Consider the following 20,003-nt stretch of genomic DNA (forward strand, 5'->3'; position numbering starts at 1 on the left):
GCAATCGCTGACGGGAATTTGCTATGGCAAGGATGTGGTACAGGGGAGTGGGGGCGTTACTGCTGAGTATGCTAGCCTTTGTGCTGACTTGGGCGACTGTGCTGTCGCAGCCACAATCTGGGTTAGATTTGGCTAAAGCAGGTCTGCAATTGCAGCAGGTTGGGTCAGGGGTTTATGCTCTGGTGGGGCAAGAGGACATTCCCCCCGCTAGTCCCGATCGCTGTTTTGTCAATGGGGGATTTGTGATTGGCAGTGAAGGGGTGTTGGTTATTGATACTCTTCCCACTCCCCGGTTGGCGGAGCTGCTGTTTGCCACGATTAAGTCCTTGACGGATAAGCCAATTCGCTATGTCATCAATACTCACTTCCATCCTGACCACACGGGGGGCAACGCGGTGCCTGCCCAGCAGAATATTCCGATCGTGGGGCGCGGGCGCATTCGAGAACTGATGGCTAGGACTAATCCCCAACTGGTACCCCCCAACGTAATTATCAATAGCGAAACAGAATTTTGGTTGGGCGATCGCCGCGTCCGGGTCGAGCGGGTAGAGGGACATGCCAAGGGAACGGATTTGGTGGTCTATGTCCCCGATGCCAAGGTGTTGTTTGCCGGGGATATGGTGTTTAACCAGAGATTCCCCTTTACAGGGGACGGCAATATTAAAGAGTGGCAGGGCAGTTTGTACCGCTTAATTACTACCTACCCCGATGCCAAAGTGGTGCCCGGTCATGGGGAGGTAGGGGATGTGTCTATTTTGCGGGCCCAGTTTGCCTACTTTAATTTCCTGGAACAGTTAGCTTTGTCCTGGAAGGCGCAGGGTTTAAGCAAAGAGCAGGCGATCGCTCAGTCTCAGGAGATTCCCCCTGCCTACAAAGACTACAAATTTCAGGGTCTCTATGCTGGTAACCCCAATACAGGGCTACAGAATAATCTGGACTCTGCCTATGACCAGTTCGCCCGCAGTCTAGGTATTCCCCTCTTGCCCTAGCCAATATTGCAGAAGCAGGGGATTGACTACCTGCGGCAGTTCGTCCTGGGGACAGTGACCAGCACCCACAATGGGAATAAACGCCTGCACAGCGGGATACCTTTGCCAGGTTTGGGCAATACCGATCGGTTCCCAGGGGTCTTCCGTACCCCAGAGTAAAACAGCGGGACAGGGTAAGGTCTCTAGTAGCTCTTCTGGGGTCGGTCCGCCGGAGTAGCGCACGAATGCCACAAATACATCCAAAGCACCGGGGTCATAGGCAGGTTGCTGCAGCATCTCTACCAGTTCCGGTGTAATTGCGCTCTTTTGGGCATAGGCTTGCTGGAGAATTTGGCGAATCGCCTGGGGCTGCCGCACCTGGGCAAAAAATAGCTGGGCAAAGGGACGAAAAGCAAGTAAATTTTGCATCACCTGCGCACCTAGGGACTGGTACCAAGGCAGATGGACTCTTTTTTTCTCGTGTAGTTGGCGCAGAGAACAGTTGAGGAGGATGGTCTTGAGCACTAAGGAGGGAGCATAGTGGGCTGCCTGCATTGCCACGATCGCCCCGATGGAATTCCCCGCTAAGGTTACTGGTGTGCCCACAATTTCCTGGCAAAAATCCACGACCAACTTTCCCCAGGTAGCAAAGGTGTAATTCACAGTCGGACTAGGCGCAGGTTTAGCGGAAGCGCCAAATCCCAGTAAATCCAGGGCATAGACTCGTCCCTCTGTTGCCAGGGCGGGTATATTTTTCCGCCAATGCCCACTGGAAGCGCCAAAACCATGGATTAGCACTAGGGCTGGTCGCTCCCTGTCCCCCAGCTCTCCCGCTGCTCTGTAGCTAATCTTGTGCCCTCGCCACTCCCAGGTTGTCTGTAGGGTTCCCATAACAAAACTTAATTTTTTGTTACTATTCTAATTGATGCTCCAGGACTGCGTAGTGGCGGTAATCCAGCGCAACAGGGCTTGCGGTTGCATGCCCAAAAACACCACGATCGTGCTGATTACAATGCTAGGCAAGCGGTCTGACCAGGTGACAGCGGGAATGTTATCTTGGCACAGACGACCGAAGAAGGCCTTGTCCAAAAGGATCAGGAAGTAAACCGCTGTTAAACCACTCCCCACCATACATAAGACCGTCTGCCCAGGGAAAACAGGAAAACTACCCCGAAAAATTAAAAACTCTGCCACGAAACCCATCATGCCAGGAATACCCGCACTTGCCATTGCCCCTAGGACACTCAAACTGCCAATCAGGGGCAACCCCCGTTCGGGATTGAAGAGACCACTTAAACGATCGAGGTCACGCGTCCCCAACTTGTGATAAATCACCCCCACCAACAGGAACAGCAGCGCGGAGATCAGACCATGACTGACCATTTGCATTGTCACTCCCGCAATTGCTAGGGGTGTACCCGCGGCTAACCCCAGCAGGATGTAGCCCATATGACCGATGGAGCTAAATGCTACCATCTTCTTCATATCCTTTTGGGTGATTGCCACCAAACAGCCGTAGAGGACAGACACTACTGCCCAGATTGCTAGCAAAGGAGCAAAGCGATGCCACGCCTGGGGAAACAGCCCCACGCCAAACCGCAGCAGCCCGTAGGTACCCAACTTCAGCAGTACCCCCGCCAACAACACCGATATGGGCGTAGAAGCTTCCACATGGGCATCGGGCAACCAGGTATGGAAGGGTACAAGGGGAATTTTAATGCCGAAAGCAAGTAGAAAGATAATTAGGAGCAGAGCCTCCAGGGAGGGAGCAAACTGACGCGCCTGCAAATCGGCAAAGTCAAAGCTGAGGGGCAAATTGTTTTCACTCAAACCCACGATCCCGTAGCACCCACCCAGCAGGAGAATTCCGGATAAAGCTGTGAAAATTAAGAACTTAGTAGCAGCATAGCCCCGCCGCCCGCCCCCCCAGATGGCTATCAGTAAATAGAGGGGGATAAGTTCCACTTCGTAGAAAAGAAAGAACAGGAGAGCATTCTGGGCTAGAAATACTCCTGCTACACCCCCCGCCAACAAGAATAAAAGGGCATAATAGAGTTGGGGGCGACTGATCCCTTTAGGAGTACTGTAAACAGCTATCCAAATCAAAAGACTGTTGAGAATAACTAGGGGTAGGGAAATACCATCGATCCCCAGGCGGTAGGAAATACCCAAAACACTAATCCAGGTTAGATTTTCCTCCAGCTGCAGATTAGCTTGACTGGGGTCAAATTGAGTCAAGAGAAACCCCGTGAGACCCAGCAAACCTGTTGCTCCCCCCAGGGCAAGATTGCGCACAACACCATTTTTCTCCCTGGGCAAAGAGGCTAGTAACACTGCCCACACTACAGGGAACCATAGAACTAAACTCAACATAGTTTTAGGGTAGGTAAGTCACTATCTCAGATTTGGCAAAGCGCACCTTGGGACGCATAGCGTTTTTATCATCAGCCGCCCTGTAGCCCGCCGGGCACAACACCACCGATCGGTAACCCCGCTGCGGCAAGCTCAAAATCTCATCGTACTTCGCAGGTATAAACCCCTCCATGGGACAGGTATCCACTCCTAGCATTGCCGCTGCCGTCATAAATTGTCCCAAAGCAATGTAAACCTGTTTCGTCGCCCACTCCTGTAAATTGACGGGGGGTTTTTCGATAAAGCCTTTTAACATACTGCCAAAGCTCTCTAACTTTTCCAGGGGAACGCCCTGCACCTCTGCCATCCGCCGCAAATACCGATCGGCATATTCCGTATCCAAATTGATCTTGATGGCAAACACCACCAAATGGGAAGCATCCACCACCTGAGTTTGGTTGAAGGAATGGGGGAGGAGTTGCTGACGGAGGTCAGGGTCCTGAATGACAAAAAACTGCCAGGGCTGCAGCCCGAAGGAGGAAGGGGCTAAAACCAAACTATCTTCTAAAGCTTCCCAAATTGCCAGGGGGATTTTACGGGTAGGGTCAAACTTTTTCGTAGCATAACGCCACTTGAGGTTACTGACTAATTGTTGCGGAGAGATAAAGGTGTCCATGCTGTAGACCGATCGTTTTTCTCCCTGCATTATAGGAACAAAAGCTTACCCCCTGTCACTCCCCAGTTAGGTAATCCAGGAGAATTAGTCGGCAGAGGGAAACACAAGATTAACTGTGCCTAGGCAGTTGCTTCCCACAATTTCCCATACCTAATGCAATAATTGCATCAGAGGCGGTTCAAATCAGCAGAGAGTTGAGGCAGAGAAAATATCAGCAGGGACTTTCGTGAAGAGGATAAGTTTGGTATGGTTATAGACAGCCTAGACCCAAAGGCATGGGGGATAAATTTTCCTCTAGGCACGTCTATCTATCTGCTATACCAGCGGGTAGAATAACAAGGTGAGTTACTCTTGAGGAGTGAATGATGGCAAAAAACTGGACATTGGTAGGTGGTTTGGCTGGCACGGCAGTTCTATTGTCGATGGGAGCACAAGCCCAAATGGTGGGCACACCGGCAAGTAAGATTTTAGAACGCATTAGTGAATTGCAGGGTGGTACACCCAAGGCAGAGGAAGTGGCACAGGTCACCTCGGTTTCGGAACTGTCTGACGTAAAGCCAACGGATTGGGCATTTTCTGCTCTTCAATCTCTGGTAGAGCGCTATGGCTGTATCGAGGGCTATCCCGATCGTACCTATAGAGGACAGCGGGCATTGAGTCGCTTTGAGTTTGCCGCGGGTTTGAATGCCTGTTTAGACAAAGTCAATGAACTGATTGCTGCTGGTTTAGCTGATAAAGTTAGCAAAGACGACTTAGCAAATTTACAACGCCTGCAGGAAGAATTTGCCGCAGAGCTGGCAGCTGTCAAGGGACGTTTGGACACCCTGGAAGGTAAGGTGAGACGACTGGAAGGGCAGCAATTTTCCACGACGACTAAGCTGTCGGGGGAAGTGATTTTCGCTATTGCAGGAGGTGGTACGAGCAGCGGTTTCGGACCGAGCTTGGTGGCTAAGAACGGCAAGACGGGCACTCCCTTTACTGATACATCCACTAATGTGATTGCTAGTGCCAAGGCAGTTCTCAACTTCAATACTTCTTTTACAGGGAACGACTTGCTAGTAACAAGGCTAGAGAGCGGGATCGGTGGTGATGCAGTACAGTCTGGTTTGGCAGTCAACCCTGCTGGTAACTTGGGCTTTCTGGGATTTGCTACCTTTGGGCAGGACTTTGCTGGGTTAAAGAACACCTTCGCTCTTGGCAAACTGACCTATGATTTCCCCCTAGGGCGGGACTTCAACGTGACTCTGGGAGCAGCCATGGCTCCCTTTGACTATATCGACTTGAACAGTTTTGCCAACCTTAATTCCAGTGATTTCTCCAGTACCTTCTTTGTCAACAGCCCCTTTGCCATTTTGGTGGGTAGTGGTTCTGGGGCAGTGTTACGTTGGAATCCCGGTGGCGGCGATATTACAATTAAGGCTCTCTATGTAGCGGCCAATGCCAGTGCCCCCACTGCGGGTCTCAATGCTGCTGACATCCGTACCAATCGGGGTCTCACGGGCGATCCCTACCAGGGCACGTTTGAACTGGAGTTTGCACCCAGGGACAAGGACGGCAATATTAAAAATTTTGCGCTCCGCCTACTATACAACAATGCTTCTGTCAGCAATGCCACGATCAACACAGGAGTAGTCAACTTTGAATACGCTTTCTCCAAGAAAGTAGCCATTTTCGGGCGCTATGGCTTCGGCACGATCGATACCCGTGCCCAACAGATTGCTGCTAGCCAATTCCTGTCCAACTTTGTCAACAAAGATGCAACGGGCAATAGCATCTCTCCGCAAACCTGGATGGCAGGCTTTGCTTTTCCAGAGTTGTTCCGTCGCAACGATCTGCTGGGGATTGCTGTAGGTCAACCCTTTATTGAGAGTAAAGTCGGTAACACTACTCAGACCAATTTGGAAGTCTTCTACCGCATTCCTGTGTCTGACAATATCACGATTACTCCCGACTTGCAGTTTATCTTCAACCCCAACAACAACAGCGAGAACAGCACGATAACGATCGGGTCTCTGCGCACGACCTTTACTTTCTAAGGCGGTGATTAGTAATGTATGGATGGGGGGCAACAATGCTCCCCATTTTTTTTGATCAGTTGTACTGGGTTTTAGGGCAAAATAAAGCACATGTAGCGACCAAATTTTATGAGCGACGTTATAGAGCAAGTCAAGAGGCATTTTGACGAAGGTCCCTACCCTGATGTGCCCTTGGACAAAAAAGGTTGTAATGACTTAAATGACTTGTATCGCTGGTCTTTGATCACACCTTTTTATCGCAAGTATCAAAAACTAGTTAGTACAGAGGGCATGAAAGTCCTGGATGTGGGCTGCGGCTCTGGTTATGTTGCTCTTCGGCTTGTGGAGGCAAATCCTGGGATCAGCCTAACGGGGGTTGACCTATCCCCTAAATCAGTGGAAGTAGCCCAGGCACGCTTTGCGCATCATGGCTATAAAGAGCACAAGTTTATAGTTATGTCAGCGGAGGATTTGGCACAACTGGGAGAAAGTTTTGACTATATTAACTGCCATGAGACCCTGTACCTCCTACCTGACCCCCTAGCAGGACTAAAAGCGATGAAAGCGGTACTTAAGCCCGAGGGCATCATTCGTACCAACGTACACAATCGGTATCAAAGATGGGAGTATCTGCGCATACAGGAGCTATTCAAATTCCTCGGGGTAATGGATGATTGTTCCTTGAAAACCAGTATTGAATTGACGAGGAGCTTTATCGAGTGTTTGAAACCCAATACTGCCCTACGGTCTTCTTGGGAGGCTAGTGATAAATCTGATGAGTACATAACTGCGAATCTAATTTTGCAAGGGGATAAGGCCTTTACAGTGCCAGAAACTTTTGCTCTCCTGGAGCAGGCTGATTTGGAGTTTATCAGTACTACAAATTGGCAATTCTGGAACTTATTTCAACTGTTTGACGACTATAAGCAATTACCAGAAGAATTTTCTCTCCTCCTGGAGTCAGCAACAGAGCCGCAAATGTTGCACCTGTTTGAGTTGATTCATCCTGCTAATCGCCTGTTCGATTTCTGGTGTAGTCACAAAGATACCCCGACTACTTATTTCTACCCTTCCCTGCTGTCCCTGGAGGAATGGGAGACCAAAACAGTACAGGTTAATCCTGTGATCCAAGACCTACGGTTTTCCCCCCAGATTAATTTGCGAGAAGCACTCCAAGAAGCAATTGTCAAGTCCACTCCCCTACCCCTCAATAAATACTTCTCTGCCACTAGCCCAGAATTGATTAGCATGCATGTCGATCCCTGTATATTGTTGTATCACTTGTGGGAGAAACCCCTGCCTTTTCCGGAGTTAGTGGCAATGTGGTCAAAACTACGCCCCCTCGATCCCCTGACTCTGCAACCCCGCACCCCCCAACAAACTGCCACAAGTCTGCTCCAAATTCTGGTTATGCTAGAAGACCGATCGTTAATCCTGGTAACTTAGTTTGCCAACTCCTCCTGTCTGTGTTAGTATAATGTTCCTGTGCCCATATATTTCTGAACGGAGCCTGAGAACACTATACTATGCCAACTACTCGGAACAAGAAAAAAACAGCTAAACACCCCGATGTGGGGTTCACCCACGAAGACTTTGCCGCTCTCCTCGATCGCTATGACTACCGTTTTAGCCCAGGGGATATTGTGGCGGGGACTGTTTTTAGTATTGAACCGAGGGGGGCGCTGATTGACATTGGAGCGAAGACGGCTGCCTTCATCCCTCTGCAGGAGATGTCCATCAATCGGGTGGACAGTCCGGAGGAAGTGCTCAAGAACAACGACACAAGGGAATTTTTTATTCTGGCAGATGAAAATGAGGAAGGGCAACTGACGCTGTCAATTCGGCGGATTGAGTACATGCGGGCGTGGGAGCGGGTGCGACAGCTACAGAAGGAGGATGCCACCGTTCGCTCTTTGATATTTTCTACTAACCGAGGGGGAGCGTTAGTGCGGATTGAAGGATTGCGGGGTTTTATCCCTGGCTCCCACATCAGTACGCGCAAGCCAAAGGAAGAGTTAGTGGGGGAGGAGTTGCCCCTTAAGTTTTTAGAGGTAGATGAGGAAAGAAACCGTCTGGTCTTGAGCCACCGCCGCGCTCTAGTAGAGCGAAAGATGAACAAATTGGAAATCGGCGAAGTGGTAGAGGGGGTAGTGCGGGGAATCAAGCCCTACGGCGCCTTTATCGATATTGGTGGGGTCAGTGGGCTGTTGCATATTTCAGAAATTTCCCACGAACACATCGAGACGCCCCACAATGTATTCAATGTCAACGATGAGGTCAAGGTGATGATCATTGACCTGGATTCAGAGCGGGGTAGAATTTCTCTCTCTACGAAGCAACTAGAGGCAGAGCCAGGGGATATGGTGCGTGATCCCAAGCTGGTTTATGCTAAGGCGGAAGAAATGGCAGCGAAATATAGAGAACAGCTGCGTTTAGCAGCGGCAGGGGTGGAGGTACCACCAGCTATGGCAGAACCAGAACCGCCTATTAATGAAATTAATGAAGAGGACATTCCCAGTGCGGTAGAAGAGGAGCAGACGGAAACCATGACAGTGGGCTAGGGGATGTGGGGTCTACTGGCACTATGGCTGTGGTATAGATTCCCCGATCGTTTACCTGTGGTTCTGCTACAAACTATGTCCCCTGTGTTGGCTCAGGGAGTGTCTGATTCTGTGGCAGGGCGAGCGGTGGAGCAGCATCTGGCTACGTTAGAGAGGTATGGCTATCCCCGATCGGGGCAAGGGGTGTGGATTCAGAGCCAGGAGGGAGAGCTACTTGCTAGTCACCAAGGAGACAAACCTTTACCAGTGGCTTCTCTGACAAAAATTGCTACTACCTTGGCGGTACTGAGCACCTGGCACAGTCAGTCCCAGTTTATTACCCAAATTGCTACCGATGGTCAGTTAGTGGGGGATACGCTACAGGGGAATTTGATTATTGTGGGGGGCGGTGACCCTCTGTTTGTGTGGGAGGATGGGATTAGAATTGGCAATAAACTACAAACTCTGGGTATCAGGCAGGTGACAGGGGATTTAGTGGTGACCCCTGGTTTTTATATGAATTTCACCACCGATCGCTTAGAGTCAGCGCAGTTATTCCGTCAGGCAATCGATAGCAGTCAGTGGCAGGGAGAAGTGCTCACCCAGTACCAAACTCTCCCAGCGGGTACACCCCGTCCTCAGATTACTATCAAGGGTGGAGTCAGGCTGTTGCCCCAGGCTAGGGGTAGGGTATTGCTCAAACACCGATCGTTGCCCCTGTGGTACATTCTCAAGCAGATGAATATTTATAGCAATAATGTTATTGCGGATGTGCTCATGGCAAATCTGGGGGGAGCACAAAAGGTGACGGATAAACTGGTAGCAGCAACAGGGCTTTCGCGGCTAGAGATCAGGCTAGTGAATGGGTCGGGGTTGGGACAGGCAAATCAGATTTCCCCTAGGGGAGTAGTAGCCCTTTTGTTAGCAACTCAGCAACAAGCCAGGAGCCAAGGTCTCAGTTTAGCTGACCTCTTTCCCATGGGGAATTGTCGCTGTGGCACTATTCAAGACCGTAGGTTCAACGCCAGTGCTGTCCTAAAAACAGGAACACTCAGTGATGTCAGTAGCTTAGCAGGGATCATCCAGACAAAGAAACAGGGAACGGTGTGGTTTGCTCTCATTAATCGGGGGGAGGGGGATATTGCCATCTTTCACCGTGCCCAGGAGGCAGTGCTGGGAAGTTTGTACCAGCAGTGGGGTGAATTTCCTCTATGGCAACCTAGGCTGGCAGCCCTAGAGTTCGATCGTGATGAAATCATGGCACCATGAGCGATCCCCGTTCTAAAATTCCCCGTCCCAATTGATCCCCGGAGTTGATACTATAGAGGAGTCCAGAGATATACCTACCTCGCCATGCAGACCCTTGATAACTCTGACTTCCGTACCCCTGCCCTCTCCGATCGGGAAATCCAAGTGATTGAGCTGGTAGCGTCCGGCTTGAGTAATGAACAGATAGCGGCGCAACTGGCGATTAGTAAACGCACTGTAGATAATCACATCAGCAATATCTTGGACAAAACCCGCACCCACAATCGCGTCGCTTTGGTCCGTTGGGCAATGCAGTGGGGCAAAATCTGTATTGATGGCTTCAACTGCTGTCCCCTGCCCAAGCCCTCTAGTCAGGTGGGGAATGAATCTAAACCGGGAACATGAACTGGCAAGTGATTTATGACCCACCCCTACCCTTGACCATGTACCGCGAGTTAGCCGCTCACCTCAGCCAAATTGAGGGGGTGCAGGTGGAGTTGTTAGCGCCACGCACCGATCGGTTTGACTACAATGCTAGTCAGGTAGGAGGAATCAATATCGTGCTGCCTGTCCTGCCGCCCCTGCAGGAGGCATTATTGCAAAAAATTCTCCACCATTACGGTAATTTTCGCTGTACTTATGATCCAGACCCTGCGGGGCACTAAAGACATTTACGGTGCCGAGATTTACTACTGGCAACACCTAGAGCAGGTGGCAAGGGAGATATTACAACGACGGAGCTATGTAGAAATTCGTACTCCCATTCTGGAGGTCACCGAGTTATTTGCGCGGGGCATTGGGGAAACCACAGATATTGTCAACAAGGAAATGTACACCTTCCTCACCAAGGGAGAGGAATCGGTAACCTTACGACCGGAGGGGACAGCGGGGGTTGTACGTGCCTATATCCAAAATAAACTCCATGGGGGAGTACAGCGTCTGTGGTATATGGGACCAATGTTTCGCTATGAACGCCCCCAGAAAGGCAGACAGAGGCAATTTCACCAGCTGGGGGTAGAGCTATTGGGCAGTAGTGATCCCCGCGCCGATGCGGAGGTGATTGCCCTGGCTTACACAATTCTGCAAACTCTGGGGCTAAAGGAACTGGTAGTTTCCCTCAATTCCGTCGGCGATAGCACCGATCGCGCCCTATACCGCCAGGCTCTGGTGGATTACTTCAACCCCTACCGCGCCGACCTCGATGCGGATTCCCAACAGCGTCTTGATCGTAATCCGCTACGCATCTTGGACAGCAAAGACCCTAAAACCCAAGCTATCTGTCAGTCTGCGCCCAGTATCCTAGATTATCTGCAGGGAGAGTCGCGGCGGCGATTTGAGCGGGTACAGTTTCTGCTAACAGAACTGGGGGTGGAATATACCCTTGATCCGCGGCTGGTGCGTGGTTTGGACTACTATACCCATACAGCCTTTGAGATTCAATCCCAAGACTTGGGTGCCCAGTCTGCTGTCTGTGGCGGCGGGCGTTACGATCGGTTGGTAGGCGAGTTGGGGGGACCAGAGACTCCTGCGGTTGGCTGGGCAATGGGCTTGGAGCGCTTGATTTTACTCCTAGAAAGTCGTCAGACCCTTACCCCCCCTGCCCCAGATTTTTACATTGTTTCGCGGGGGGAAAAGGCTGAAGCCTACGCCTTGGTAGTGTGGCAGAAGTTATGTCAGGCGGCAGTACGGGTGGAGCTGGATTTGACGGGGGCAAAATTCGATAAACAACTGAAACGGGCAGACCAGAGTGGCGCCAAGGCGGCTATTATTCTCGGTGACAGTGAGGCGGAGAATCAGACCCTGCAGGTGAAGTGGTTGCAAGACGGCAGACAGGAAGCGATGACAATTGAAGCCCTATTGAACAGTTGTTTGACTAGGGGGTAGATACCGTTGGCGGCAGACTTGGGCATGGCTAAGGAGGCTATCTAGTTCTGCCCAGGCATTAGTCTCAATTGCTTGCCTAATTGACTGTAAACTGGCTTGGTAGTGATCGAGGGCAAGGAGGAGTGCTTCGCGGTTCAGCTGTGCCATCAGCCGTCCCAATTCAGGATTGCCACCACCTACCCTACTAGTGTCAGCAAAACCAGAGCTAGCTAGTTTTTCCCCTAAAACTTTTACTGCCCAGTTGGCTTCCCGATCGCAAGCTAGGTTCAAAGCGGCACTTACCATCACTGGCAAATGGCTAATCCAGGCAACTGCCCGATCGTGTTCCTCCTCGCCACAAAAATAAATAGTCATCCCTACCCTGCGCCATAGGTCAGCGACTAACTCCCCTAACTCATTGCCCGCCTCAGCTATCACCGCACAGGGACGACCGCGAAACAACCCCCCTTGGGCTGCGCCAATGCCCGTGTTATTGTTACCTGCCATGGGGTGACTGCCCACAAACCCTGACCATAGGGACATTGCTGCCTTGACTATAGGAGCTTTGACGGAACCCACGTCTGTAACGATCGTGTCTGCCGGCAGGTAGGGCACTAACTCCACCAGGGTCGGGATAATACGATCGAGGGGAGTACAGAGAACTAGTATGTCCGTATCGGCGGGGAGGGGAGACCCCAGGTGATAGTAGGTATCGATAGCACCCCGCGCCAATGCTTGTTGACAGGTACTCTCCCGTCGACTCATACCCCAGACCCGATAGCCCAGGCAGCGCAAGTCCAGACCTAGGGAGCCACCGATGAGACCTAGCCCGACAATGCCAATGTGCACTTAAAACTTACTGAGGTCGATACCAGCTTCACGGGCAAAGGTAGATAGACCCTTTTTGGAGAGAGTTTTGATAGCCTTGGTGGACAGGCGCAGAGTGACATAGCGTTTCCCTTCCGCCCACCAAACCTTTTTGGGCTGGAGGTTGACCTGTTGCAGTCGCTTGTGGCACTTGTGGGAAAAAGAGATACTGATAGCATTGTTTGCCTTCTTCCCCGTCAGTTGACAACGTCTCGCCATAGCTAAATCTTATTAAAATAAGCTCCTCATTTTAACAATTGTTTCTATGGACAGTCAATTGCCCCGTATAACAGTTTCCCTCCCCCCTGGACAAGTGGGAGATAGTTTTGTCCTGCCTGCCGATCGGTTGCACTATCTGCAGCGGGTGTTGCGGTTGGGAACAGGGGCAGAATTTGTAGTGATGAATGGTAAGGGGGACAGATGGAGAGCACAATTGCAGGGCAACAGGGGCATTCTCCTGGCTCGGCTAGAAAATACTAGGGAACTACTGCGACAAATTCACCTGGGCGTGGCTATGCCTAAGGGCACAGGTATGGAAACCATCATCAAACAAACCACAGAAGTGGGAGTAGTTAGTATTACCCCCCTTATCTCCCAGCGGACTCTCCTGCACCCCAGTGACCACAAGCGGGAGAGGTGGCAAAAAATTGCCCAGGAAGCAGCTGAACTCGCCTGCCGTAGCTTTGTTCCCCTAGTCCACGCACCTGTGGCACTGGATAGTTTCCTTGCCCACAACTTGCCCCATAAATTTATCGGTGTCACTACTGCCGCTCCCCCCCTGGCGAGTCTTCTAGCTGACTTACCAGAGGTAGGGGACATAGTTTTACTGACTGGACCGGAGGGCGGTTGGACAGAAGCAGAAGTTAAGAGGGCACAGGACTGGGGTTGGCAACCCATGTCCCTAGGGGCAGCAGTGTTAAGTGCCGTTACTGCTCCCGTAGTTGCCGCTGCTGTTGTGAGCGCCTTTATATTCAGTAAATCATCGTACCAATCCCACTGTCCGTGAACACTTCCAACAAGATGGAATGAGGTACCCGACCGTCTAGGATGTGGGCAGCTCGTACTCCCTGGGCTAGGGAACGTACACAACACTGCACCTTAGGAATCATCCCCCCACTGACTATACCCTGCTGAATTAATTCCCGCGCTTCCCCTATGGTCAAACTGCGAATTAGGGTAGAGGGGTCACGGTAATCCCGTAAAATGCCGGAAATGTCAGTCAAGAGTAACAGTTTTTCTGCCCCCAGGGCTGCAGCAATTTCCCCTGCCACGGTGTCTGCATTGATATTGTAGGCTTGCCCCGTCTCATCCGATGCCACGCTGGAAATTACTGGGATATGTCCCCCCTTAATCAAGGCTTCTAGGAGGTGGGTGTTGATGGCACTGACTTCTCCCACAAAGCCAATTTCCTCCCGTCCCTGGGAGCGTGCCTTGATAATATTGCCATCCTTGCCACATAAACCCACGGCAGAGCCACCTTCTAGGTTAATTAGCTCCACAATTTTTTTGTTGACCCTGCCTACCAAGACCATTTCTACTACTTCCATCGTGGCGGCATCCGTTACCCGCAAACCGTTGAGGAACTGCGGCTCAATTCCCAGTTTCTCTAACCACACGTTGATCTCCGGACCGCCCCCATGTACCACCACCGGTCGTACGCCCATCGAGGCTAATAAAACAATATCCCGCATAACCGTCTGAGACAGGCTGGGGTCTTTCATGGCTGCCCCACCGTATTTGATTACCATCACCCGCCCAGCAAATTGTTGGATGTAGGGCAGGGCCTCACTTAGTACTTTAACCCGATCGATGTCTGTAATCATAGATTCCTTGGTTCTTTGGGTTGTAAGCGGCGGTTAGTTGGTAAATCCGGTAGAGGGGTATACTGGTTGCCCGTGAAGTTTCTACTCACCTTGAGGCGTTGGGTGACGATCGTAATCCCCCCCTCCTGTACCAAAACCGCCGAAATCCATCGCTGTCCCTCCTGGAAGGGAGCACTGCCAATTTTGAATATCCCCCCTGCCCGTAGAGGCGCTAAATCTACCGATCGTTCCTTCAGGTAGTTGCCGCTGTTGACAGGTTCCTCCAGAATAGCTCCTAGGACAAAGCTGTTGCCCAGGGGGCGGGTGACAATAGCATCAACGGTGTAGTTACGTCCTACGCCAATTTCTGTGGGCAAGCGTAGTTCCACCGCGGGCGGGTCATCCCCCGCTTTCAGTACACTCCGTTCTGCCAAGATATTTTGTCTTACCATCTGCCAGCGGTTGTTTTGCCAGCGATAGGTCTGCTCGGAGCTAATTTTTGCCTCTAGGGTAAAGTCATCCCTGTCTCGCGGCTGCCACCCCCTAATTGTCGTTGTCGTTTTGATGAGATAATTCCCCTCCCGTTCCTCCCAGCCTTCAACCGTGGTGCGGTACTGCATCTGTCCATAGCGACCCCATAGGGTTTGCAGATGTGCCCGCAATTGCTCGGCGTTCATACCATCACTGGTCTGGAACTCAGGTGCAATATAACTCAAAAGACGATCCAGGTTGCGCTCATTAGCGCTTTGCTCAATGGCAAGGATGGTGGCTCTTACTTGCGGTAGTAGCTCTGCCCCCCATACCGAGGGGGATAGGGATAGAAATAAAGCTGTAGCTAACCAGCGATTCATGTTCTTTATAGTAACTTGATAGGGGAGCATATATTTAATCTTTCTTTTGATAGAATGGGGCGTACGCTTAGGGAGAGGAAAAATTTATGGGTGAATTTGCCAATGCCGCTGTGTTGTCTGTAGTGCTAGTTATGGTGGGTGTAGGTTTGGGTTATCTCTTGCTACGCCTGCAGGGCGAGTAAACTAGACACAAATTCCTGTACCCGCTGACACCCCTCCGCGATCGTGGTGGGGTCTGTAGCATAGGAAAGGCGGACACACTGATCCGCGCCAAAGGCAATACCCGGCACTAATGCCACCTGCTTTTCCCGCAACAAGCGCTCACAAAATTCCAGAGACCCCAAGCCTGTCTGGGTGATGTCAGGAAACAGGTAAAATGCTCCCTGGGGCAAGGGGCAGCGCAAGCCCTCCATTTCTGACAGCAATTTATAGGCAAGGTGGCGACGCTCGGCATAGGATTGACGCATTTGTGCTACACACCCTTGGTCTCCCGTCACAGCATAGAGGGCACCATACTGGGCAAAGGTACAGACATTCGAGGTACTGTGCCCCTGCAGCATAGCTGTTGCTTTGATGATTTCCCGATTGCCTACCAGGTATCCCACTCGCCACCCCGTCATGGCATAGGCTTTAGCAAACCCACTCACCAGCATCGTCCGATCGGGTAAATAGTGAGCAATACTGCGGTGGACAGCTGGGGGATAGACAATTTGACTGTAAATTTCATCTGCCACCACCCATACATGGGGATGGGCTTCTAGGACTTCAGCCAGAGCTGCTACTTCCTCAGGACTATAGACACTCCCTGTCGGATTAGCGGGGGAGTTGAAGACAAACAACTTAGTGCGAGGAGTGATAGCTTCTGCCAATTGAGCAGGTGTAATTTTATAGTCCCGTTCCCAGGTCGTAGGTAAAAATACAGGTTTTGCCTCCGCCAACCGCACCATTTCCGGATAGCTCACCCAATAGGGACTGGGAATGATTACTTCTTCTCCTGGATTGAGCAAACACATCATTAAGTTGTAGAGGGCTTGCTTCCCGCCATTGGTGACAATTACTTGCTCAGGGCTATATTGCAGGTTATAGTCTTGACGTAGGCGATCGGTAATTGCCTGCCTTAGCTCTGGTATGCCTGCCACAGGACCGTATTTAGTCTTGCCCGCCTGCAGTGCTTGGATAGCCGCTTCTTTGATGGGAGGGGGCGTATCGAAATCTGGTTCCCCTGCACTCAAGTCCCATACCCTAACTCCCTGCCGACGGAGCTCGCCAGCCTGTTGCGCAATAGATAAGGTGAGGGAGGGAGTAATTTGGTCGAGACGGTGGGCAAATTCCATAGTGTTAGTTAAAGCTAGGGCAAAATTGTAGCAAAATCTTCTTTGTCAATTGTTATTTGCCATACCGCCCCCCCTTGCCATTCGGTTAAGAGCTGGTTATATTTAGCGCAAGTTTTTGTGGGGAGGACTATGAGCAAGGGAATTTCTGCACCGCGGCAACCGCTGGCACGACATCTCAAGGTAGCCAAAAAGAAGTGGGTATCCCTCCTGCAAAACGTGAGCAATCTGCCCCGCTGGATGTATGCCTTGGGGGGGTTTACCCTCTCTCTCCCCCTGTTCCTGGCGACTGCCTCTGCTCCCAGTCGCACTCCAAAGTCCCAACCGACCCAGATTAAGCCCGTGCCTGCTCCCCTACCTGCGCCAGATACCTTGTTCGGGCACTATGCCTATGATGAAGCCCCCGCCAGCGACTTGGTCACGATCGCCATAGCTGCCGATGGCTATGAATTAAAGCTACGCCGAGCTGCTGCCCAGAATTTTATGCGCATGCAAAGGGATGCCAAGGCTGTAGGTATCAACCTCGTTCCTCTGTCCGGTTACCGATCGAAGGAGGAGCAGGAACATTTATTCTTTGGTATTGGACAAGAACGCAATCAAATTCCCGCCGAACGGGCGAAAGTCAGTGCTCCCCCTGGTTACAGTGAACATCACACTGGTTACGCGATTGACATCGGGGATGGTGACAACCCCAGCACTGATTTGGCAGAAACCTTTGCCCAAACTGAGGCTTACCAATGGCTCCGCCACAACGCTGCTCGCTATGGTTTTGAGTTATCCTTCCCCCCCAACAATCCCCAGGGAGTGATGTATGAACCTTGGCACTGGCGCTTTGTCGGTGATACAGATAGCCTCAAAACTTTTTACAAAGTACGGAATCGTAGGTAAACCCCTTGCATGTCGTGGGGATTCAAGTATAATTGAGTTCTGTTGTCAATCCTCGGTAGCTCAGCGGTAGAGCGGTCGGCTGTTAACCGATTGGTCGCAGGTTCGAATCCTGCCCGGGGAGTTTTCTACATAAGCTGGTCAGGGTCAATGCCAAGGGAGCGGAGATATTGGGCTAGCTTCTCTTTTGCTTTGCGCTCTGCTTCTTTCTCCTGCCGTTCCTTGGCCAACAACTCCTCCAAACTCAAAATGCGGTTTCCCGCCCCATCAAACCAGCTCAACTGCTCCCTCGCCCCCACCCAACACCTGCCTATCCCCAAGCCTACCTCTGCCATCCACACCGGCTCACCCCCCTGCACCTCATACTCCCCACCAACTAGCTTGTACACCATAAACGGCTCCCGCCTGTCCCGCTGCCAGTACTCCGGATTGTATATCGCGTAGTACAACACTCCCATACTCTGGTATACCTGCATCTTGCGGCTGTATTCTCCCCCTGGTGTCTGGGATACCATCTCTATCACCAGCACGGGCACTATGTTGTCTTCTTCCCACAGCACGTAACTCAAACGGGATTTACCTCCCCTGCGGCGTGGTACTCCTACGCAGAGAAAGGCATCGGGAACAATTGGCGTGCGGGGTTGGCTGGGATGATATATGCCCATGTCAACGGCAAAAAACCAGTCTTCCCGATCGTGCCAGTACTGCAGGAGGCTGAACAGGAGGATGTTGGGGATAAGGTTCTGGTCTTCATTATCCACGGGGGTATCGTCGGAGCAGGGCAGTTCCGCACTGGAGGGCAGTCTTTCTATCAGCATTGTGGCAACCGGGGGCTTTGTATCTATGATAGATAGAGTTTTCCCAGGCGCTCTACTGCCCTAACACCCACTATTCGTCAAACCGATCGGTTACCGCTCCCAAACTACTACTAGAGACCTGTTTGGCATATTTAGCTAGGACACCTCTCCTATAGCGGGGGGGGGGCTGTTTCCAGTTCTGACGGCGTTGGGCGAGGACTTCAGCACTGACATTGAGTTGTAACAGGCGACGATGGGCATCGATCGTGATGGAATCTCCTTCTTCTACTAAAGCAATCGTGCCACCTACATAGGCTTCTGGAGCAACATGACCAACTACCATGCCGTAAGTGCCACCAGAGAACCTGCCATCAGTAATCAAGCCCACGGAGTCACCCAAACCAGCACCAATCAGCGCACTGGTGGGAGAGAGCATTTCCCGCATCCCTGGACCGCCCTTGGGACCTTCATAGCGAATGACGATTACATCACCGGGTTTGATCTGCCCTGCCAAGATCGCTGCTAAACAGGACTCCTCTGAGTCAAATACCCGCGCTGGACCAGTAATTACAGGATTCTTGACACCACTGATTTTAGCTACTGCTCCCTCTTCCGCTAAATTGCCCTTAAGGATAGTGATGTGCCCAGAGTTGTAAAGGGGGTAATGAAAAGGACGAATAATATCCTGGTTGGGGTCGGGGTCAACGGGAATGTCAGCGAGAGTTTCCTCGATCGTTTTTCCCGTAATTGTCAGGGCATCGCCGTGAATTAAGCCCTGGGACAAAAGCATTTTCATCACCTGGGGTACACCCCCTACCCGATGGAAGTCTGTAGTCACATAGCGCCCTGAGGGTTTCAAATCGCAGAGAACAGGCACCTTGGCGCGGATAGTTTCAAAGTCATCGATCGTTAGAGGCACTTCCGCCGCGTGGGCAATGGCTAACAGGTGCAATACAGCATTGGTCGATCCCCCCACCGCCATCAAAACAGCAATGGCATTTTCCAGGGCTTTACGGGTGACAATATCCCGGGGCAGGATTTGTTTCTCGATCGCTTGCACCAGTACGCGGGCTGACTCCCCTGTGCTAATTCTTTTTTCGGCATCTTCCGCTGCCATGGTTGAGGAACGGGGTAAACTCATCCCCATAGCCTCAAACAGGGAAGACATGGTGTTGGCTGTATACATCCCCCCGCAGGAACCAGCCCCAGGACAAGCTTTGCGCTCAATTGCCAGTAATTCTTCCTCGGTAATCTTGCCTGCACTGTACTGCCCCACGGCTTCAAAGGCACTGACGATCGTTAAATCCTTGCCGTTGAGGTTCCCAGGCTTGATCGTGCCCCCGTAGACAAAGATCGCAGGGATATTCATGCGCACCATGGCAATCATCGCCCCTGGCATATTCTTGTCACAACCCCCGATCGCTAACAGTCCATCCAGGGATTGGCCATTACATACCGTCTCGATCGAGTCCGCAATCACATCGCGGGAGACTAGGGAGTATTTCATCCCCTCCGTACCCATGGAGATACCATCACTGATGGTGATCGTGCCGAACATCTGGGGCATAGCACCACTGCTGCGCAGTTCCGCCATAGCTGTCAGTGCCAGTTCGTTAATTCCCATGTTGCAGGGGGTAATATTGCTGTAGGCGTTGGCAACTCCCACGATCGGTTTGGTGAAGTCTTCGTCCTTGAACCCCACTGCCCGCATCATGGCGCGATTAGGGGAACGGTGGATGCCCTGGGTGACAACACGACTCCGTAGCTCAGCCATAGTACCTCTCACAGCGATAGATTTATTGTAACGA

21 protein-coding genes and 1 tRNA gene are annotated in these 20,003 nt (G+C 51.5%); 12 read left to right on the forward strand and 10 right to left on the reverse strand.

Going from position 1 to position 20,003, the window contains the following annotated elements; translation table 11 throughout:
* The first annotated feature begins 23 nt into the window (after positions 1 to 23).
* Positions 24 to 989 carry an MBL fold metallo-hydrolase gene (locus NZM01_00130; protein ID MCS6958446.1) on the forward strand — a complete coding sequence of 322 codons (966 nt, stop codon included), beginning with the start codon at positions 24 to 26 and terminating at the stop codon, positions 987 to 989.
* Here the strand turns inward: NZM01_00130 and NZM01_00135 are convergent.
* From NZM01_00135 to NZM01_00145, 3 genes are read right to left on the reverse strand one after another with little or no spacing between them, the layout of a single operon-like run.
* Positions 966 to 1,859, reverse strand: coding sequence for an alpha/beta fold hydrolase (locus NZM01_00135; protein ID MCS6958447.1), 894 nt, complete (start codon positions 1,857 to 1,859; stop codon positions 966 to 968). The genes NZM01_00130 and NZM01_00135 overlap by 24 nt on opposite strands.
* Before the next feature lie 27 nt (positions 1,860 to 1,886).
* The gene (locus NZM01_00140) at positions 1,887 to 3,341 is read right to left on the reverse strand and encodes an NADH-quinone oxidoreductase subunit M (protein ID MCS6958448.1); all 1,455 of its coding nucleotides are present in this window, start codon (positions 3,339 to 3,341) and stop codon (positions 1,887 to 1,889) included.
* Between the two features lie 4 nt (positions 3,342 to 3,345).
* Positions 3,346 to 4,026 carry an NAD(P)H-dependent oxidoreductase gene (locus NZM01_00145; protein MCS6958449.1) on the reverse strand — a complete coding sequence of 227 codons (681 nt, stop codon included), beginning with the start codon at positions 4,024 to 4,026 and terminating at the stop codon, positions 3,346 to 3,348.
* Between the two features lie 332 nt (positions 4,027 to 4,358).
* Here NZM01_00145 and NZM01_00150 point away from each other — a divergent pair, with 332 nt between their 5' ends.
* The 7 genes from NZM01_00150 (at position 4,359) to hisS (ending at position 11,683) form a co-directional block, all read left to right on the forward strand.
* Positions 4,359 to 6,032, forward strand: coding sequence for an iron uptake porin (locus NZM01_00150; GenBank protein ID MCS6958450.1), 1,674 nt, complete (start codon positions 4,359 to 4,361; stop codon positions 6,030 to 6,032).
* Between the two features lie 108 nt (positions 6,033 to 6,140).
* On the forward strand, positions 6,141 to 7,457 hold the full coding sequence (locus NZM01_00155) for a class I SAM-dependent methyltransferase (GenBank protein ID MCS6958451.1): 1,317 nt from the start codon (positions 6,141 to 6,143) through the stop codon (positions 7,455 to 7,457).
* 80 nt (positions 7,458 to 7,537) lie between these two features.
* A complete protein-coding gene (locus tag NZM01_00160) occupies positions 7,538 to 8,572 on the forward strand; it encodes a 30S ribosomal protein S1 (GenBank protein ID MCS6958452.1) in 1,035 nt (344 codons plus the stop codon).
* 3 nt (positions 8,573 to 8,575) lie between these two features.
* The gene (locus tag NZM01_00165) at positions 8,576 to 9,820 is read left to right on the forward strand and encodes a D-alanyl-D-alanine carboxypeptidase (GenBank protein ID MCS6958453.1); all 1,245 of its coding nucleotides are present in this window, start codon (positions 8,576 to 8,578) and stop codon (positions 9,818 to 9,820) included.
* A gap of 84 nt (positions 9,821 to 9,904) precedes the next feature.
* Positions 9,905 to 10,204 (forward strand): response regulator transcription factor, encoded by a 300-nt coding sequence (locus tag NZM01_00170; GenBank protein ID MCS6958454.1) that lies wholly within the window; start codon positions 9,905 to 9,907, stop codon positions 10,202 to 10,204.
* Positions 10,201 to 10,464, forward strand: coding sequence for a hypothetical protein (locus tag NZM01_00175; protein ID MCS6958455.1), 264 nt, complete (start codon positions 10,201 to 10,203; stop codon positions 10,462 to 10,464). The genes NZM01_00170 and NZM01_00175 overlap by 4 nt, the downstream gene beginning before the upstream one ends.
* Positions 10,439 to 11,683: a histidine--tRNA ligase gene (gene hisS / locus NZM01_00180; protein ID MCS6958456.1), complete on the forward strand. Its 1,245-nt coding sequence runs from the start codon at positions 10,439 to 10,441 to the stop codon at positions 11,681 to 11,683. Before NZM01_00175 ends, hisS begins: the two co-directional genes overlap by 26 nt.
* Here the strand turns inward: hisS and NZM01_00185 are convergent.
* A complete protein-coding gene (locus NZM01_00185) occupies positions 11,654 to 12,511 on the reverse strand; it encodes a prephenate/arogenate dehydrogenase (protein MCS6958457.1) in 858 nt (285 codons plus the stop codon). The genes hisS and NZM01_00185 overlap by 30 nt on opposite strands.
* Positions 12,512 to 12,748, reverse strand: coding sequence for a 50S ribosomal protein L28 (rpmB, locus tag NZM01_00190; GenBank protein ID MCS6958458.1), 237 nt, complete (start codon positions 12,746 to 12,748; stop codon positions 12,512 to 12,514). It abuts the gene before it with no gap.
* A 46-nt stretch (positions 12,749 to 12,794) separates the two neighbouring features.
* On the opposite strand from rpmB, the gene NZM01_00195 reads away from it, so the two are divergent.
* Positions 12,795 to 13,535: a 16S rRNA (uracil(1498)-N(3))-methyltransferase gene (locus tag NZM01_00195; protein MCS6958459.1), complete on the forward strand. Its 741-nt coding sequence runs from the start codon at positions 12,795 to 12,797 to the stop codon at positions 13,533 to 13,535.
* Here the strand turns inward: NZM01_00195 and argB are convergent.
* Together argB and NZM01_00205 are read right to left on the reverse strand one after the other, a co-directional pair.
* Positions 13,501 to 14,352, reverse strand: a complete 852-nt coding sequence (argB, locus tag NZM01_00200; protein ID MCS6958460.1) for an acetylglutamate kinase — start codon at positions 14,350 to 14,352, stop codon at positions 13,501 to 13,503. The two genes, NZM01_00195 and argB, sit on opposite strands and share 35 nt — an antisense overlap.
* Positions 14,349 to 15,182, reverse strand: coding sequence for a hypothetical protein (locus NZM01_00205; GenBank protein MCS6958461.1), 834 nt, complete (start codon positions 15,180 to 15,182; stop codon positions 14,349 to 14,351). The genes argB and NZM01_00205 overlap by 4 nt, the downstream gene beginning before the upstream one ends.
* A gap of 86 nt (positions 15,183 to 15,268) precedes the next feature.
* Here NZM01_00205 and NZM01_00210 point away from each other — a divergent pair, with 86 nt between their 5' ends.
* Positions 15,269 to 15,364, forward strand: coding sequence for a hypothetical protein (locus NZM01_00210; protein MCS6958462.1), 96 nt, complete (start codon positions 15,269 to 15,271; stop codon positions 15,362 to 15,364).
* Here NZM01_00210 and NZM01_00215 read toward each other — a convergent pair.
* The gene (locus NZM01_00215) at positions 15,344 to 16,516 is read right to left on the reverse strand and encodes a pyridoxal phosphate-dependent aminotransferase (protein ID MCS6958463.1); all 1,173 of its coding nucleotides are present in this window, start codon (positions 16,514 to 16,516) and stop codon (positions 15,344 to 15,346) included. The genes NZM01_00210 and NZM01_00215 overlap by 21 nt on opposite strands.
* 129 nt (positions 16,517 to 16,645) lie before the next feature.
* On the opposite strand from NZM01_00215, the gene NZM01_00220 reads away from it, so the two are divergent.
* Positions 16,646 to 17,401, forward strand: a complete 756-nt coding sequence (locus NZM01_00220; protein ID MCS6958464.1) for a M15 family metallopeptidase — start codon at positions 16,646 to 16,648, stop codon at positions 17,399 to 17,401.
* A 49-nt stretch (positions 17,402 to 17,450) separates the two neighbouring features.
* A tRNA-Asn gene (locus NZM01_00225) sits at positions 17,451 to 17,522 on the forward strand.
* 4 nt (positions 17,523 to 17,526) lie between these two features.
* Here the strand turns inward: NZM01_00225 and NZM01_00230 are convergent.
* Together NZM01_00230 and ilvD are read right to left on the reverse strand one after the other, a co-directional pair.
* The gene (locus tag NZM01_00230; protein ID MCS6958465.1) at positions 17,527 to 18,216 is read right to left on the reverse strand and encodes a Uma2 family endonuclease; all 690 of its coding nucleotides are present in this window, start codon (positions 18,214 to 18,216) and stop codon (positions 17,527 to 17,529) included.
* Positions 18,217 to 18,286: 70 nt separating this feature from the next.
* Entirely contained in the window at positions 18,287 to 19,969 is a 1,683-nt protein-coding gene (ilvD, locus tag NZM01_00235; protein MCS6958466.1) for a dihydroxy-acid dehydratase, read from the reverse strand.
* Positions 19,970 to 20,003: the final 34 nt, after the last annotated feature.

Source organism: Pseudanabaenaceae cyanobacterium SKYG29 (genome assembly GCA_025055675.1).
Lineage (GTDB): Bacteria > Cyanobacteriota > Cyanobacteriia > Pseudanabaenales > Pseudanabaenaceae > M5B4.